This window comes from Stenoxybacter acetivorans DSM 19021 (assembly GCF_000745895.1).
Classification (GTDB): domain Bacteria; phylum Pseudomonadota; class Gammaproteobacteria; order Burkholderiales; family Neisseriaceae; genus Stenoxybacter; species Stenoxybacter acetivorans.
Map to the genome: position 1 here is coordinate 66,653 of NZ_JQKE01000007.1, position 17,656 is coordinate 84,308.

Annotated in this window: 14 protein-coding genes and 1 pseudogene; 4 read left to right on the plus strand and 11 right to left on the minus strand. The window is 45.1% G+C overall.

Annotated features, from left to right (window positions below; genetic code table 11):
- Positions 1–210: 210 nt before the first annotated feature.
- Together Q384_RS00785 and leuE are read left to right on the plus strand one after the other, a co-directional pair.
- Positions 211–1,209: a PDDEXK family nuclease gene (locus Q384_RS00785; RefSeq protein ID WP_037585338.1), complete on the plus strand. Its 999-nt coding sequence runs from the start codon at positions 211–213 to the stop codon at positions 1,207–1,209.
- Between the two features lie 449 nt (positions 1,210–1,658).
- Positions 1,659–2,327, plus strand: coding sequence for a leucine efflux protein LeuE (gene leuE, locus Q384_RS00795; RefSeq protein ID WP_037585340.1), 669 nt, complete (start codon positions 1,659–1,661; stop codon positions 2,325–2,327).
- 338 nt (positions 2,328–2,665) lie between these two features.
- Here the strand turns inward: leuE and Q384_RS00800 are convergent, their stop codons facing one another.
- Together Q384_RS00800 and Q384_RS00805 are read right to left on the minus strand one after the other, a co-directional pair.
- Positions 2,666–3,016, minus strand: a complete 351-nt coding sequence (locus Q384_RS00800) for a hypothetical protein (protein ID WP_037585341.1) — start codon at positions 3,014–3,016, stop codon at positions 2,666–2,668.
- Positions 3,017–3,536: 520 nt separating this feature from the next.
- Positions 3,537–5,330, minus strand: coding sequence for a cation:proton antiporter (locus Q384_RS00805; RefSeq protein ID WP_037585342.1), 1,794 nt, complete (start codon positions 5,328–5,330; stop codon positions 3,537–3,539).
- A gap of 219 nt (positions 5,331–5,549) precedes the next feature.
- Here Q384_RS00805 and Q384_RS00810 point away from each other — a divergent pair, with 219 nt between their 5' ends.
- On the plus strand, positions 5,550–7,838 hold the full coding sequence (locus Q384_RS00810; RefSeq protein ID WP_037585343.1) for a Tex family protein: 2,289 nt from the start codon (positions 5,550–5,552) through the stop codon (positions 7,836–7,838).
- Between the two features lie 191 nt (positions 7,839–8,029).
- Here Q384_RS00810 and Q384_RS00815 read toward each other — a convergent pair whose 3' ends face one another.
- The 9 genes from Q384_RS00815 to Q384_RS00855 all read right to left on the minus strand — a co-directional run bounded on the left by Q384_RS00815 (position 8,030) and on the right by Q384_RS00855 (position 17,036).
- Positions 8,030–8,302, minus strand: coding sequence for a type II toxin-antitoxin system RelE/ParE family toxin (locus tag Q384_RS00815; protein ID WP_037585344.1), 273 nt, complete (start codon positions 8,300–8,302; stop codon positions 8,030–8,032).
- Entirely contained in the window at positions 8,292–8,483 is a 192-nt protein-coding gene (gene relB, locus Q384_RS00820) for a type II toxin-antitoxin system RelB family antitoxin (protein WP_037585345.1), read from the minus strand. Before relB ends, Q384_RS00815 begins: the two co-directional genes overlap by 11 nt.
- A gap of 277 nt (positions 8,484–8,760) precedes the next feature.
- Entirely contained in the window at positions 8,761–9,447 is a 687-nt protein-coding gene (gene aqpZ / locus Q384_RS00825) for an aquaporin Z (RefSeq protein ID WP_037585347.1), read from the minus strand.
- 392 nt (positions 9,448–9,839) lie between these two features.
- Positions 9,840–10,970, minus strand: a complete 1,131-nt coding sequence (gene dnaJ / locus Q384_RS00830; protein WP_037585348.1) for a molecular chaperone DnaJ — start codon at positions 10,968–10,970, stop codon at positions 9,840–9,842.
- Between the two features lie 195 nt (positions 10,971–11,165).
- Positions 11,166–11,633 (minus strand): protein-export chaperone SecB, encoded by a 468-nt coding sequence (gene secB / locus Q384_RS00835; RefSeq protein ID WP_037585349.1) that lies wholly within the window; start codon positions 11,631–11,633, stop codon positions 11,166–11,168.
- Positions 11,634–11,706: 73 nt separating this feature from the next.
- On the minus strand, positions 11,707–11,970 hold the full coding sequence (gene grxC, locus Q384_RS00840) for a glutaredoxin 3 (RefSeq protein ID WP_037585350.1): 264 nt from the start codon (positions 11,968–11,970) through the stop codon (positions 11,707–11,709).
- 15 nt (positions 11,971–11,985) lie between these two features.
- Positions 11,986–13,263, minus strand: a complete 1,278-nt coding sequence (locus Q384_RS00845; protein ID WP_037585351.1) for a LysM peptidoglycan-binding domain-containing protein — start codon at positions 13,261–13,263, stop codon at positions 11,986–11,988.
- A gap of 405 nt (positions 13,264–13,668) precedes the next feature.
- Positions 13,669–14,712 (minus strand): hemin-degrading factor, encoded by a 1,044-nt coding sequence (locus tag Q384_RS00850; protein ID WP_037585352.1) that lies wholly within the window; start codon positions 14,710–14,712, stop codon positions 13,669–13,671.
- A 143-nt stretch (positions 14,713–14,855) separates the two neighbouring features.
- Positions 14,856–17,036: a TonB-dependent hemoglobin/transferrin/lactoferrin family receptor gene (locus Q384_RS00855; protein WP_037585353.1), complete on the minus strand. Its 2,181-nt coding sequence runs from the start codon at positions 17,034–17,036 to the stop codon at positions 14,856–14,858.
- A 341-nt stretch (positions 17,037–17,377) separates the two neighbouring features.
- Here Q384_RS00855 and Q384_RS13875 point away from each other — a divergent pair.
- Positions 17,378–17,656, plus strand: a pseudogene (locus Q384_RS13875) (IS1595 family transposase); the annotation flags it as partial.

Here is a 17,656-nt window from a genome sequence, read left to right on the forward strand (position 1 = left end):
TTATAATCAGTTATAATCAGTTATAATCAGTTATAATCAGTTATAATCAGTTATAATCAGTTATAATCAGTTATAATTAAACTGTTAAATTTTTCAAAACAACTTGCCGGAAAAATTATGGCTAATTATCTGAAATCTGCTGAATAGGCTATGTTTTTTTGAAAAAATAATAGTATAGCTATATAATCAGTTATAAAAAAGGGTTTTACTATGGGTATCTATCGCTGTACATCATGTGGGTTGATTGCAGAACAAACTGCTAATTCAGCAGGAATATGTGAGCAATGCCGCCAACTCGTTAAAGTTTATGATACCGTTTTTTTTGTTAAACAAGTATTAAGCCGCTACACTGCCGCCATGCGGGAATTGCGCAGCCTGAAAGAAGAATTGGCGCAAGAAGAAAACACCGTCAATGATAACAGCAATAATACCGAGCAAAGTTTCTTGTCAAACAGTGATTGGCAAAATACCGATGTATTGGCAACCACGCAACAACATGCACCCTTACAGCAGTGGTTTGCTGCTAAAGGCATCAAAGCAACATTCGATTATCAAGCCGTAAACACCACCGGTTTTTTTGATGAAGCGGCATCAGCATTGGGCAAAGACTACGCCCAAACCAAAGATCTATTGGGAAAAATCAACTGGCATTATCGAAAAAATATTTATTCTTTAAGCATGGATTTAAGCAAATCCGCTCAAAAAGACATCACATACCTCACCAATTTATGCCGTACCTTCTATAGCCAAACATTGTTTTCCAAATATTTCTATGAAAAAAACAATAAAATTATCCGTTTGAATTTGCAATCCGCAAATAATATTCGCCGTTTCTTTGAAGGCAGTTGGTTGGAATGGTATGCTTTGGTTCAAATTATTCAGGCAGCCCAAGCCAAAGGCGAGGGCTATCGGTTTTCTTGTACACGCAATACCGTTATCCAATTTGCTAACGAAGATAAATTTGAATTAGATGCGCTGGTGATGCCCATCGGCGGCGAGCCGATTATCATTGAATGCAAGTCCGGTGAATTTCGCAGTGAAATTGAAAAATATGTGCGCTTGAAAAAGCGCATGGGTTTAAATACGAAACAGTTTGTCATTTTCTCCCCTGAATTAGACGATGCCCAAGCCGCTTCATTAAGCAGCATGTATGAATTAACTTTTCTACCCTTGAACCGACTGGAAAATTATCTGCTGAGTGTTATTTAACCTCTTTTTCCACTACCTAAAGCGAAAGGCAGGAGATTTCTGCGGTATTTAGCGATGTTTTGCTAACTTTACCTCGGGTTTTCTGCTGCGATTGCTTGACTGCACAATTCACTTTACAGACACTGCGGGCAAATCCTGCCCTGAATGGTTTATTGCGTGGCAAATATTGCTTGCCCACGCCAAATACATTGATTCTTGTCTGCCGTTATCTGTACGAAAGGCAAGCGGCAAGGCAGTTAAATCAAACGATTGTTATCAACAAAAAACCAATGTGTTCACAACGCAACGGCAATAAACAACAGCCGTTGCTGTCATTGTACTTTTTAAGACAACAGATTATATTTCATTTACAATTTTAACCATTGCTTGTTATTCGAGTAAACATTGCTTTGCGTGCCGTTATCAATGGCTCAGGCAGTGCGTGTTCATAGATTGGTGGAAATAGAATTATGTTTGGTATTACAAATGTTTATGCGTATGTGATTGGCGTGATTGCCATTGTGCTGCTGCCGGGTCCCAATTCTTTGTTTTGCTTAACCATTGCAGGGCAGCGCGGTGTGAAAATCGCGTATCAATCGGTAGCGGGTGTATTCGTTGGCGACAGCATCTTGATGTTGTTGACTGCCCTGGGTGCGGCTTCAGTATTAAATACATTTCCTTTGCTGTTTTGGCTGCTGAAAATCGGCGGCGGGCTTTATTTGGCGTATATCGGATTGGGTTTATTGTGTGCGGCAATCATTAAATGGAAAAGCAGCAAAACCGATCTGTTCACTGAAGTGGTTCAGGAAGCATCTGCAACAAATACGGACAATGTGCCAAAAAAAGTATTTCAGCGAGCTTTAACCTTAAGTCTGCTTAATCCCAAAGCGATTTTGTTTTTTTTATCATTTTTCGTCCAGTTTGTTGATGTTCATTATCCCTATCCCGCTTTGAGTTTTCTGATATTGGCGTTGATTTTACAAGTTGTCAGCATGGCGTATTTAAGTATATTGGTATTTGGCGGTGCATCATTGGTGAGCTGGTTTGGACGCTATCGCCGAATGGCGGCAATGGGCATGGGTGCAATCGGTGCTATGTTTATGGGCTTTGCTGTTAAATTATGGACAGCAACAACATAAATAAAAGATAATAGAATGAAATGATTACCTGAAAATTAAAGAAATAAAGCCGCATAAAACACACAAGTATCGGGAAAAACATTCAGGCAGCCGATTAAATGATAAATAGGCTGCCTGAAAAATTGTATTGAAAAAATTTTTCAATAATTTCAAATAATTATAAAATGTAGCGATATCATCATACGATTTTATTAAGAAATTTATTGAATACAGATTCTCAGTAATTGCCAAGCGATTAACTCGGAACTTGGGCAATACATTTTATAAACTTGGATACTGCTAAGTTTGTTATTTTTAATACAATTCGCAGATTATGGGTAAACGCGAAAATGCTTTATTCAATCATCACACCGAATCGGATAGCCATCGCTGTTGTGATCGCAATATTTGCCATAACCTCTGTTCCAGCGATAACCTGTACCACTGTCGGTGTCGCTTTGGTGTGGTTGTACAATCACACGCTGCGGCTTATCTGCTTGCCGTTCCTGCAACAACCGTCCTTCTTGCGCTTGCTTGATACGATACAATTCTTGTAAGCGGTCGCAGGAGGGTGTGCCGTTGCGTTCGCGCAATAAAGAGCGGCTTTCGTTTTGGCATTTCATATTGGCTTGGTCTATTTCATAGTCATAATCCAAAGCCAAAAGCGGCAAAGGGAAAAGACACGCCAGTAAAATAACTGTTTTTTTCATTGTCTGTCCTTACTCTGATTGAGATTAAATTGGCAACCAATTGTTACCACGGCAGTCTGTTTTGGTATCAACTTTTTCACTTCAGAATCTTCGCCTATTGTCTTTAGTTAAAGACAATAGGCGGTTTTGTTATACCCATGAAAAGACAATCAGATAAATTTGAAAAATATCATTTTGTTATGAGTAAACATCAACAGCAATCATTTGCATATTACTGCTTTAAAGATGTCAATATCACATCTAAAGTTTCTTTGACTTGAAAATTATTGGTATCTGAACTTTGATGTAAAATACGGGTAAATCGTTCGATAAGCGCCTAATCAATAGCTTTAGATACAGAATGACCATTAATGATTGCTTTGCTGCCGTTATTTGCGGTTACTTTAAAATAAGCCATGATCAATCTCCTTTGTTGTTTTCGACTAAACGACTATCAAAAGGAAATAAAATTCCTTTTATTTATAATATCACAAAAAATTATTAATATTTGATTATTTTAGATAATATTTGGTTTAAGCCGTTAATTTTTGCTTGTTGGGTCTTCTTCTGCCACCAATGCCACAATTTTTTTGTCTTTTGCCGTTTCGGGTTTAAATCCTGAAGTAACCACCCGCAAGATGCCGTTTTTATCAATGGTAAACAAGGGAATGGCGTTTTTATTGTCTTGTGTGTATTGTTCGTAACCGTAGGCGGCGGTGATAGCGGTGGTTTTTATCCGCGATTGTTTGGCAACCAAACTGGCCAGTTTGTGATAAGTCGTTTCATTGCCAAACAGCCATTGAGAAGTAACGCTGTGTTGTTTTTGAGCGCGTTCATTTTGTTCTTTTTCTTGGGTAAGCCGCAAGCGGTAGAGATTTTGTTCGCCGAATTCATGCTTAAAGTGCAGCTCGCATAAAGTATTCAATTCTTTATCGGTGCTCATCGCAAACAAAAGTCCAATGCCGATTAAATCTAAATTTCGCTCGGCGTGTTCGGAAACGGGGTTGCCGAAATAGGTACGAACGCCTTCCATGCGGGCTTTGGCGGTGTTGGTGTAATTGCTGTCGGCAAGCAAAACATCGTAGCCCAAATTTTTTATTACTTGGGCGATTTTCAGGGCAACCGGATTGCTGCCCACAATTAAAATACCGTTGTTTACCGGCTCACGCACGCCTAAAAAATTGCCAACGGCTTTCGCACCCAGCCCTTGAATCAGAACCGTGCCGATGATGATGATGAACACCAGCGGCACCAATAATTCAACGCCGTTGAGCGGTTGCTGGCTTTGCAAACGAATGGCAAATAATGACGAAATCGCCGCAGCCACAATTCCGCGGGGACCAATCCAGCTAATCATCAATTTTTCATTGGTGGTTAATTTTGTGCCGATTGCCGACACCCACACTGCCAGCGGCCGTGCAATAAACATCACAATCAGCAACAGCAATATGCCGCTGAATCCCACGTTTACCAACGCGCTCAAATCCACCCGTGCCGCCAAAATAATAAACAGCATGGACACCAACAAAATGGTTAATGATTCATTGAATTCCAAAATCTGATGCCGCGGAAATTTCGGCCAATTGGCGAGGGCTACGCCCAGCACGGTTACCGTGAGCAAACCGGATTCATGTTCTGCATAGTTGGACAAAGAAAACAAAAACAACACGGTTGCCAAAGTAAACACATTGCGCAAATATTCAGGCAGCCAATAGCGTTTGATGACTGTTGCCAAAAACGCCGCGCCGAAAAAACCGATAACAGCAGACACCAACACAATTTTTCCAAACAACATCAATGAATTGCTGTTGCTGCCATGAATAATGTATTCATACACCAGCACCACGGCAATCGCGCCGATGGGGTCGATTACAATGCCTTCCCACTTCAGAATATTGCGGATGTTTTTTTTCGGGCGCACACTGCGCAGCAACGGTGCAATTACCGTGGGACCGGTAACACACACCAGCGCACCGAACAGCAGTGCAATCAGTAGATTCATGTCAAATAAAGCGTAAGCGGCGATTGAAATCACAGCAATCGTAACCGCCATACCAATTGACACCAAATTCTGTACCATTAAACCGTGTTGGCGGATTTCATGAAATTCCAGTGTGAGCGAGCCTTCAAATAAAATCACCGCCACGCCCAGCGAAATCAGCGGAAACAGTAAATCGCCCAATACCGCATCGGGTTGAAACCAACCGAATACGGGTCCAATCAAAATACCGATAATCAGCAGAAATAAAATCGACGGCTGTTTTAAATACCATGCCAACCATTGCGCACCAATACCCAACGCCAACAATCCTGATAATACAAAAGCCAAATTCATCGAATATTTCCTAAATAATTAACCACAAAAGATTTTTCAGGCAACCCTTCAGGCAGGGAATTATTAAAACACGTCCTAAGCAAGGTTTTGCGTTGCGCAAAGAATGGCATATTGTGCCACAAACACTGTACTGCGTCTGAAATCCCGACAAACATGACAAATCAGGTGTGTTTCGTTATATTGCCTACCTTTAGTTTTTGCAACACACATTAGAACAACATGAATATTACCGACATCATCGCCCGCGAACTGAATGTAACCGCCGTCCGTGTTCAGGCAGCCGTGGATTTATTGGACGAGGGCGCGACTGTGCCGTTTATTGCCCGCTACCGCAAAGAGGTAACGGGCGGCTTGGACGATACCCAATTACGTCTTCTGGACGAGCGTTTGCATTATTTGCGCGAATTATCAGAGCGCAAGCAAACCGTGTTAAAAAGCATTGAAGAGCAAGGCAAACTTACTGCCGAGCTACAGGCAGCCATAGATGCGGCAGACAACAAAACCACATTGGAAGACTTGTATTTGCCGTATAAACCCAAACGCCGCACCAAAGCGCAAATCGCACGGGAAAATGGTTTGCAGCCTTTGGCGGATTTATTGTTAAACGATCCGATGCAAACGTCGGAAACCGCTGCTGAAAGTTACTTGAATGAGCAAGTTGCCGACATAAAAGCCGCGTTGGACGGTGCACGGGCGATTTTAATGGAAACTTTTGCCGAAGACGCGGGTTTAATCGGTTCATTGCGTGAAAAATTATGGCGTGAAGCGGTATTGCATGCGCAGGTTGATCCCGATAAAGCCGCTGCCGCTGAAAAATTTAAAGATTATTTTGATTACAGTGAACCGATTGCCCGTATGCCGGGTCATCGCGCTTTGGCGGTATTGCGCGGGCGGAATGAGGGTGTATTGCACATCAGCCTGAAATATCAGCCCGATGATGCGCCCGTTGCCGAGCAAAGCGCGTATGAAAAAATCATTGCCAAACAGTTTGAGATTGATGATCAAGCACGCCCTGGAGACCGCTGGCTGCGCGACACCGTTCGCTTGGCGTGGCGTACCAAAATTTTCTTGTCTTTGGAATTGGACGCATTATCGCGCTTAAAAGAAAGTGCCGACCATGATGCGATTACCGTTTTTGCCCGAAATTTAAAAGATTTGTTGCTTGCCGCGCCGGCAGGACGTTTAACCACTATGGGTTTAGACCCCGGCATTCGTACCGGTGTGAAAGTCGCAGTGGTGGACGACACCGGTAAATTGCTGGACACCGACACGGTTTATCCACACCAGCCGCGTAACGACTGGGCAGGCGCATTGTCTTCCTTATTGCGTTTGGTGAAAAGACACGGAGTAAAATTGATTGCTATCGGCAACGGCACCGCCAGCCGCGAAACCGATAAATTGGCGGGCGAACTCATTAAAGTGCTGCCTGAATTGGGTTTGCATAAAATTGTGGTGTCCGAAGCGGGTGCATCAGTGTATTCCGCTTCTGAATTGGCTGCCAAAGAATTTCCTGATTTGGACGTTTCTTTGCGCGGCGCAATATCCATTGCCCGCCGTTTACAAGACCCGTTGGCGGAATTGGTGAAAATTGACCCCAAATCCATCGGTGTTGGGCAATACCAGCACGATGTCAGCCAAAACCAATTGGCAAAAAGTTTAGATGCGGTTGTGGAAGACTGCGTCAATGCCGTTGGCGTGGACGTCAACACCGCTTCTGCGCCGCTGTTGGCACGCATATCCGGCTTAAACCATACCTTGGCGCACAATATTGTTGCCTACCGCGATGAAAACGGCGCATTTGCCAACCGCCGCGCCTTGCTTAAAGTGCCGCGGCTGGGTGAAAAAACCTTTGAACAAGCGGCGGGTTTTTTGCGCATCAACGGCGGTAATGAACCGCTGGACGGCAGCGCAGTCCACCCCGAAGCCTATCTCATTGTTGCCAAGATGCTGCAAAAAAGTGGGGTAACTGCCAAAGAAATCATCGGCAACCACTCAATCATTGCCGCGCTCAAACCCACCGACTACACCACCGATCGTTTTGGTTTGCCCACCATCATGGATATTTTGTCTGAGTTGGAAAAACCCGGTCGCGACCCGCGCGGAACGTTTCAAACCGCTCAATTTGCTGAAGGCGTGGAAGAACTTAAAGATTTACGCGTGGGCATGGTGTTGGAAGGCGTGGTGTCGAATGTTGCCAATTTCGGTGCGTTTGTTGATATTGGCGTTCATCAAGACGGCTTGGTGCATATTTCCGCGCTGGCGGATAAATTTGTTGCCGACCCGCGTGATGTGGTGAAAGCAGGCGATGTGGTGAAAGTGAAAGTGCTGGAAGTTGATGTGCCGCGCAAACGCGTTGCCCTGACCATGCGTTTAAACGATGACGCAGACGCACCCAAACGCGGAGAGAAACGCAATGAATCATTTTCAGGCAGCCGCAAAGCTGAAAAATCCAATACACCGCCGCTGAATTCAGCGATGGCAGCAGCGTTTGCAAAAGTGCGGAAGTAAATCAAATCAGTGTTCGGATAGTTCCAAACAAAGAATCAGAACAAGACCGAATTGAAAATGGCGAACAGCGTTGGCAAATAATAGGTACGTCTGGTGGTTGCTTATTGCTACTGGTGGCTCATATTGTTATTCAAATATTTTTTCTAAAAAAATGCCCCGCAGAAAACGGGGCATTTTTCAATTTTTCAGCCTTAAGGGTATTTTCTTTTTCCGTGTAACACGCGAAGAATACGAAGTTCATCTAATTTCACTTTATATACAATAATATAGTTAGGATGTGCCACAAATTCACGAGTACCAGCCACGCGCCCATTTCGTCCTATGTACGGCATTTGTCCGAGTTTTTCCGCAATGTTAAACAAAGATTCAGACAAATTTTCAGCAACAACGATGTTATCAAGCGCGATATAGTCCACAATTTCATTTAAATCATTGTGCGCTGCGTTTGACCAATTAACCAACATTGCGCGTTCTTTCAGCTAACTTTGCGCGCATTTTTGTTACAACCTCATCGTGCGGAATAGGTGGTTCTGTGCTGTTTAAGGCTTCTTCTACTTTTGTGCGAAACCAATGATCATAATCAAGCGCAGCCGCTTCGTTTTCAAATTCATAAAAAAACGGGTCAAGTTTTAAAGCAGTATCCATTTTTAATCTTTCTATCGCTTAATCGGTGAAAAATATTCCCTTGCTTGTCTTTCTCAAAAAAGAAGCGCAGAGGTACAACTTTACGCCCTTTTTTTACTGCTTACCAATCAATTTTTTAGAGGGGGTTAATTCTCGTGCGGCACGTGGTTTTAAGAATCCTTGACCACGTGGTTTCACACACCATTTTCAAGAAAACAGTAATAAAATCGGCTGCCTGAAATTTTCAGGCAGCCTCAATCAAATGATAATTTGAGTACTGAGAAAAACCAATCAAGCGTTATTTTTTGCTAATTGTTTTATACAGCAATGCGCCAATAATGCCGCCGACAATCGGGGCAAGCCAAAACAGCCACAATTGACCAATTGCCCAGCCGCCTTGAAACAAAGCCACGCCGGTGGAACGCGCCGGATTAACTGAAGTGTTGGTTACCGGAATGCTGATTAAGTGAATCAAAGTCAATGCCAAGCCAATTGCCAAAGGTGCGAAGCCGTTGGGTGCGCGCTCATCGGTTGCGCCCATAATGATAAACAGGAAGCCGGCGGTTAAAACCACTTCGATAATCAAACATGCCGCCAAGCTGTAGCCGCCGGGAGAATGATCGCCGTAGCCATTGCTGGCAAAACCGGAAGCCGCTACATCAAAACCTGCTTTACCCGATGCCACTAGATACAACACCGCACCGGCAACAACCGCACCAACGACTTGAGCAACAATATAGGGCAGTAAATCTTTGCCGCTGAAACGGCCGCCGACAAACAAACCAACAGAAACTGCCGGATTAAAATGGCCGCCTGAAATATGACCAACGGCATAAGCCATCGTAACCACGGTTAAACCAAATGCCAAAGCCACGCCGGCAAAGCCGATGCCCAATTCCGGAAAAGCCGCTGCCAATACTGCGCTGCCGCAACCGCCCAATACTAACCAGAATGTGCCGAATAACTCAGCAAGATATTTGTTCATAGAAAAACCTCAAAAAATGAATTGTTGGTAAAGTGATGTGTGTTTATGTATCAATCACAATTGTTTATTGTACCGATATTATAACAGGTGGGATTGTAATCAATTGAGCCAATCAAAAACAATGGATTTAACGGGTTGATACAGTTAAATCGGATTTTCACCGAATATTGTGCAGAAATTAGCAATACCCGTGCTAATAATGATTTATAGCTAAACTACTTTCTTTTTCATCAATTAGCAGCTTGAAATAATCAAGCCCTGTACGGTAGAGAGCGGAATAAAAAGCCGTATCTGTGCAAAAAATAGTCGTTTAGCCATAACAGACCACCGCCCGTTTATAAAAGCACGCGGGCGGCGGGTGTTGGTATCAATATTGAGGCGATCAATTCAAATCAATCAAAAATATCGCGCAGCTTATCCATAAATGATTTTTGACGCGGGGTTTGGCTGCGCTCCATACCGGTGGATATTTTTTCAAATTCCGCCAGCAATTCTTTCTGGCGTTCGGTTAGGTTCACCGGTGTTTCCACCACAATGTGGCAATACAAATCACCCATTGCCACCGAGCGCACCGATTTAATGCCTTTGCCCTTGATGCGCATACGGCGTCCGGTTTGGGTTTCTTTGGGTATATGCAGTTTCACGCGGCCGTCTAAAGTTGGCACTTCCACGTCGCCGCCCAATGCCGCGGTGGTGAAGCTGATTGGCAATTCACAATGCAAATCCATGCCGTCGCGCTCAAATACGGTGTGGTTGCGTATGTGAATCATGACATACAAATCACCTGCTTGTGCGCTGTGCGTTCCCGGCTCGCCTTCGCCGCTTAAGCGAATGCGCTGACCTTCGTCAATGCCTGCGGGAATAGAGACTTCTACGGTTTTTTGGGTTTTCACCAAGCCATCGCCGTGGCATTTTACGCAGGGATCTTTGATTTCTTTGCCCGAACCGTGGCAAGTCGGGCAGGTTTGTTGTACTTGGAAAATGGCTTGGCGAATGTGAATCGTACCGCTGCCGTGGCAGGTGTGGCAGGTGGAGGCGGAGGTGCCGGGTTTTGCACCCGAACCGTGGCAGACATCACACTCTTCGTGGGTGGGAATGGTGATTTTTTTCTTGATGCCTCGGGCGGCTTCTTCCAGCGTGATTTCGATGTTGTATTGCAAATCTGAACCGCGGTAATTGGGTTGGCGCGCATTCCCGCCGCCTGCTGCGCCGCCGAACATTTGGCTGAAAATATCACCGAAATCAAAACTGCCGCCGCTGAATCCGCCGCTGCCAAAACCACTGCCACCCATGTTGGGATCAACGCCGGCATGGCCGAATTGGTTATAAGCGGTGCGCTTTTCTTTGTCCGACAATATGTCGTAGGCTTTTTGAATTTCTTTGAATTTTTCTTCGGCGTCTTTGTTGTCGGGATTGCGGTCAGGGTGGTATTTCATTGCCAGTTTGCGGTAGGCTTTTTTGATGTCGTCGTCAGACGCATCGCGGGCGATGCCCAATATTTCATAAAAATCTTTTTGACTCATGGTTGCTGGTTTCCGATGATGGCGGGCGCACAAGGCCCCTTACAAGGTAAAGAGAATGTACGAGATATGTGGGCAGTCGGGTGAAATACAAGACGGTTTGTACGGTCGCTACAAAAACAAAACCGCAAAACGAATCATTCGGTTGCGGTTTGATTGGCTGACAGATTATTTTTTCAGGCAGCCTTTGTCTTTTCTTTAGGCTTTCGCTGCTTCGGCTTGCTGTTGCTGTGCTTGGTACATGGCTTCAAAATTGATGGGACCGAGCAATACGGGCGCAAATCCGGCGCGGGTTACAGTGCTGGATACGGCTTCACGGGCATAGGGGAACAAAATATTCGGACAAGCCACACCCAATAACAGTTTGACATCGTCTTCAGCAACGTTGGCAATGCGAAAAATACCGCTTTGAGTTACTTCGTTTAAAAACAGCACTCTTTCATCGGATAATTTGGCAGTAACCGTTACAGTAAGTGCAACGTCGTAGAAGTTGTCTTCCAGTTTTTGTTGTGCCACGCCCACGCGCATTTCAACGGTGGGTTCTGTGCCTTCCAAAAAAATAACGGGTGCGTGCGGCACTTCCAAAGACAAGTCTTTTACATACAGTTTTTCAATGCTGAATGTGGGGGCGGGTTGTTGTTCTGTTGAGGGTTGCTGTTCGCTCATGGTTTGGCTCTCTTGAGTAAAGTGTGTTTCAGGCTGCCTGAACGTTTTTCAGACAGCCCGAGTAAAAAAGCAGTTAATCTGCCAACAAGGCATCCAGTTTACCGCTTTGTTCCAAAGCGTTCAAATCGTCAAAACCACCGACATGGGTGTCGCCGATATAGATCTGCGGTACGGTTTTGCGTCCGGTGCGCTCAATCATAGCGGTTTTGCCTGCCGGATTACCGTCAAGCCGAATTTCAGTCCAATCATTTTCGCTGATACCTTTATCATTTAATAAAATTTTGGCTCTTACGCAGTAAGAGCAAGTAGCGAGCGTGTAAAGAGTAACGGGTTTCATGAAATTCCTCGGCGATTATTCGGTTAGGTTGATGTTGCTGTTCATGTCGTATTGGTTGTGCAGCCAATCATGCGATTCTTGCGGAACGTTGGGAGCATGTTCGTATTGCTCCGGTATGTTGTCTAAATCATAACCGGGGTTGGAAACCAAATCACCGATACTGCTGTTGGCGCGGGCTTCTAAAATAACGGCAGATGAAAGGTGTTCACCTGTGCGGTACACCATAAGCAGTGCCACTTCTTCGGCAGGAATGCTCAAGTATTTCAACATCGCCCGGCTGCCTGAAACCTCTGTGGCTTTGGGAACGTCCACTTTGATTTGTTTGCTGCGTTTATATACGCTCATTACGGTGCCAATGTCCACGCCATCGGCAACACCTTTGTCAAGCGTTACGGTTTGATAAGGACCGGCTTCTTCAATGCTGTCCATCACCGAAATAATTTTGGCATCAATGCGGCTACGCGGTGCATGCGGCATCAATTGGATATTGGCGGGCATGTCATCTCTGCTGATCAGATAATTACCTTTAACAATTTCAGATACCGATTCGGTAACCATCAGCGGCTGTGCGGTATCGGTGGGCACTTTCAGCAAGGGGTGCAGTTGGGTGTAATACTCATCTTTCGATAAGGTTTGGCGGTCATCATGGCTGCGGTTTGCCAAGGCGGTGTTTCGGGAATCTAAAGTAGCCAATTCGCCGCCGAATATCACTTCCTGACCCAGATATTTTTTGGTGTCAGGATCAAGCAAATCTTTGGTGGCGCGGTAAACCAAGTATCTGCCCGGCACTAAAGTGCGGTCGGCGTAAACACGATCGCCCGTGCTGTAAAGAATACGGGAGTCGGGTCCCGCCACCAAGCGCGGCGCGTTTCTCGTTTCTGCTTGATCGATGAACTGCGGGTGTTTCATGAAAATGCTATAGAAATCCACGTCTAAGGTGCTGATTCCATAACCTTCTGAAATATTGCGTATTTTTGGTGACAATTTTACTGTGGGAATGTCATTGCCTTCAATACTCAGACGCGGCTGCCCATTGACATAATTTAATACCAAAACCTGGCCCGGATAAATGCGCTGCGGATTGCGGATTTCATTTCGGTTGGCATTCCATAATTGCGGCCACTGCCAAGGACGGTTGAGAAATTTTTTGGAAATACCCCACAAGGTATCTCCTGTTTTTACGGTGTAGCGGGTGGGTGCATCGGCACGTACAGAAGAAGAATTGTTTGCCGCTGCCGGTAAAGACAGTGCCGCACACAAGGCGCACAATAAAAGGGATAAGCGTTTTTGCATAATGGATTTCCCAGCGGAAAATATAGCAGAGCGGTAAATTTTTCTGATTATAGCGAAATTGCTTTAGATTTCATACGATATTGTGTGGATTAGCACGTTTTCTGCTGCTTTGCCAATTTGAGTGCGTGCAAAATATTGGAAAATAACCGCGTTTGTCATTGCGAAGAATAATGCGGTGCGGCAATCCAAACTCTATCAATAACAGCAATGATTGCGTGAAATCAGGATAGGTCTGGATTGCTTCGCTGTCAATAGCCGCATTATTGCTTTAGCAAATAACGGTATTGCATTTGTTTTTCAGGAGATTTATGGATTTGGCGGTTTTTGTGATAAAAAGAGGTATTGGTGCGGTAGGCACTTTGTCTCTGTATGGCTTCACTATCAACCAACCGATCCGCTGTCCGCTTATCCGAGTGATGCCTTATTCAATAATTGGTTGGTAATTTTTTGCCACGCGGCTAACTCGGTTTCACCTTCTTGTCTGCGCCCGAAAAACTGTATCACGGTTTTGCGGCGATCATCGAAGCCCTCAATGCAGGTAACAAAACCATCGCGGATAGGGCGGCGCACTACCCAAGTTTCGGTAATCTCATCGTCTTTTAAATGCAGATTAAATCCTTCGGTTTTACTGTCTAAAATATTCAAATAAGAATCGGTGCGCACAATTTTATGCACGGCACCGGTTTGAATTTGCACCAAACCGCGGTTGCCGACAAAAATCATTAATTCCATGCCGCTGTCATGCACTTCGTGCAATACGGTTTCCCAAATGCCGTTATCCAGTTGTTGGGTGCTGCCATGCGGTGCGTGGCGGTAGGATTGTTGGCGGTCAAGCTGGAAATTTTCCAGCAGACCAACAAAATGATGAACGTCTTTCAATTCTTGCCAACGTTCCTGAAAAGCCGGTTCACGCTCGGGTGTTAAGGCAGCGGCAGGGATAACCATCGGCAAAGCACCGTATTTAAATTCGGGTTTGCCTTCCACTCGAAACGCATCAATTAATATTTGCCATTCAGGCAGCTTGCTTTCATCGCACAAAAACACTTTTTGCAGTGCTGTGCCGTAATCATCGTAAAATTGAATCGAATGGCTGATGCGATTGCCGTTCGGTTCGCTCACCGCCAAGGCATGATGCCAATGCTGCGGAAAAAAGCGCAAATCCAAACCGCCGATATTGAGCGACAAACCACTGCCTGATGAGAGTGATACATTTTCATATACGCCTTGTTTTTCATGCACAGCCAAGCCGTTTCGTACAATGCTTTTTACAGTGCCGAGCGTGTGCAGTTTTAAAACAATGTCCCGAATGGCACAGCCCAAATATTGAGTATTTGGCGAATCTGCAACCAGCTCACCCTCGCTGACGCAGAGTGCCGCCGCACCTTCACGCGGAAAATAATATTGACCGGCGGTTTGTTTGTTACCTAAGTATTGCTGCCACAAAGTCATGGTGTTTCTCCTTTAAAGAATATATTTTTTGAGGAAAGCGGCTGCCGCGTCGTACTTGAGATGCGCTTAACACGCCTGACCAAAACGAATAATTCCCCGTTTTGTCTGCGCAGGTTTTCAGGTAGCCGATGAGGGTAAAACATTTAAAATTGATATTTCACGCCAATATTGAAATTACGTCCCGGCGCGGTGTAGGCGGGGGCATTGGTTTGATTCAAACTGATGTCGCCCGGTGCCGCGTTGTTGCGTTTGGGAGCAAAGTAGGCAATGTCTGCCCAGTTCCAGTATTTTTGGTTAAACACATTGTTTACACCGGCGTGCAAACTCAAGTGCTTATTTGGCTGCCAATACGCACCAATATCCAGCAAAGTGTATTGACGGGTGGGATTAAAAAATTGGTTATCGGGATTGGCAAGGTTGGTGCCGGAAGTATCAATGTCTTTGTCTTTTTTCGCGGCGGCGTAGGTAACAGCGGCGTTTACGCCCCATTGCTCGCGCTCATACGCCAAACCCAGTTTGATTTTTAAGGGCAATACTGAATTCAGTTTGCTTTTGCTGCCATCTGCTTCGGTGTAGCCTTTTGCGTATCCCGCTTGCGCATTGGCACGCCAGTTGGGCATAAACTTCCATGTTGCATGCACTTCGCCGCCATAAATGCGTGCTTTATCAACGTTGACATACTGTACCAATACATTTGGCAATGGTGCTTGCAATACATAATCAATAAAGTTTTGATAATGATTGTCAAATGCACTGACGGCGTAGTCCCAAGTCTCATTGTGTCCGCGAATGCCGATTTCAAAATTATTGGCGGTTTCCGGTTTTAACCCGGGGTTGCCGACAACGGCATAACTCATGGAGGGACCGAAGCTGTTGCCGTAAGTGGTAACCAGTTGTTGCGTGGACGGGGCTTTGAAGCCGCGGGCGTATTGAATGTAGGGTTGAAACAAGGGCGCGGCTTGCCACAATACGCCCGCATGCGGTGCGGCAATGGTTTTGCTGTTTCCCTTAACCGGTGCAACGTCATCGTGTTGCTGCTCGTAGCCGCCGCCGGTCTTGGGTGAGGTGCGGTAGTGATGCAATGACAGCCCCGCACTCAATACCCATGCACCAAAATCAATATCACCTTCGCCAAACAGGGTGGCGTCCAATCGTTTGCTGTTGGCATAAGGCTTATTGGCGTGGTCGTAATTGCTTATCAAACGGTTGTTTAAATCGTGTTGTGCGATGTTCGCGCCGTAACGCCACGTTTGGCTGATTTTGTCGCCTTGTATGCGGCTGAGCCAGTGGGTTTGCGCGCCCCATACCTTATCCCGCACTTGTGCGTAATCACTGCGGATACCGCCGTAAGCCGCATAGGCTGAGCCTGCGCGGTCGCGTTGGTTTTGGGTTTGGCTGCTTTGATAATATAATTTTGAATCAACATCTTGTAAAATATTTGTGTCATTTTGATAGTGATGACCGAGCGACACACGCACACGATCAATGTTGTCTTTGGCAACATCGCTGACGCTTTTGTCGGTGAGATTCGCCAACTGGTTTGTCCACTGATTGCGCTGTAAATATTCGCCGACCAAACTCAAATCATGGTTGTCATTTAATGCCAGTTCGTGCTTACTCAGAAAATAGCGGCTGTTATAGTCCAATGGATTTGGTTTGGTGCGCGTTACACCACTGCCGCCGACTTCGCCGCGATTGATGGTTTCGTTTCCGTGCCGATACGTTCCCAGTAACATGCCGCGCCATGCCCCTGCTTGTGCCGCCGCTGCACCCGTAGTGGCATAAGATTTGTCTATGCTGTTATAGCCGGCTTGTACATAAGCTGCTTTGGCTTCACCCGCCAAAATATCATCAGGCGACAATGTTTGCATGGATACCTCACCGCCGATGCCATTGCCCGCCGATCGGCGCGATATGCTGATGTTTTTCAGCGCGGTGGTTTCCACGAACTGACCTCGCCCGAATACCATGCCGCTGGCAGTGAAAAATTTTGATTCTTGGGCTTCGGGTAAAGCAATGCCGTCCACATTCATCGCCACGCGATTGCCGGATAATCCGCGAATATTCACACTGTCATTGCCTTGACGTGCTCGCTGTACACCGATTACCTCAACATTTGCCACATCGGTCAAAGCATTTTTCAAATCAGTTGTGTTTTTGTTTTGGAGCGTTTTGCCGTCAATATTTTCTGCGGCAGATGCTTTCTGTTCACGCTTCGTTTCAACATACACCGATGGCAAAGTGGCGATATCTTCTGCACTCACCCATGTTGGTATGCCCAACAAAGTAAACAAATAAGCTAAAGATTTACGAGTGGCTGTCATTAAAATTCTTCCTTAAACCAGAAATTGTTTAATTTGCCCATAATTGTTTTAATTTAGGCTGCGCGTTGATGTTTTTGCTTGCAACAATCACTAAAGCACTCCTGTGCAGTAACAATTCTCAAGATTTGCTCATAAAGTGATGAAGCAAAGTCTTAGATTGAAAATTGGATTTGCTTCTTATTTTTATATTAAATGATAATCATTGTTATTTCAATATATATTTAAATATATTGAACCAGCATCGTCAATTTAAGAGGAGGTATTTATCTTACGAATGATGAATCCGATAAAAATAGGGACATGACAACCAAACAAGGCATTAAAATGTCTAAAAAGGAGTCATGGCAATGGTTTGCAAGTACCAAAAAAGTTCGTCACTTTCTGATGCAAAAATGCGGCAAATTATCAAGTGTTTTTCGCTTGATTTAACTGCCTCTCAAACCGCAAAATTAACCGGAATCAGTCGTCAGTCAATCAATCGAATATACACAAAGATTAGGTTGCGAATTTTTACGTATTGTTTGCAAAATACGCCTTTCAACGGGGAATTGGAAGCCGATGAAAGTTACTTCGGTGCCAAGCGGGTGCGCGGTAAGCGCGGGCGCGGTGCCGGCGGTAAA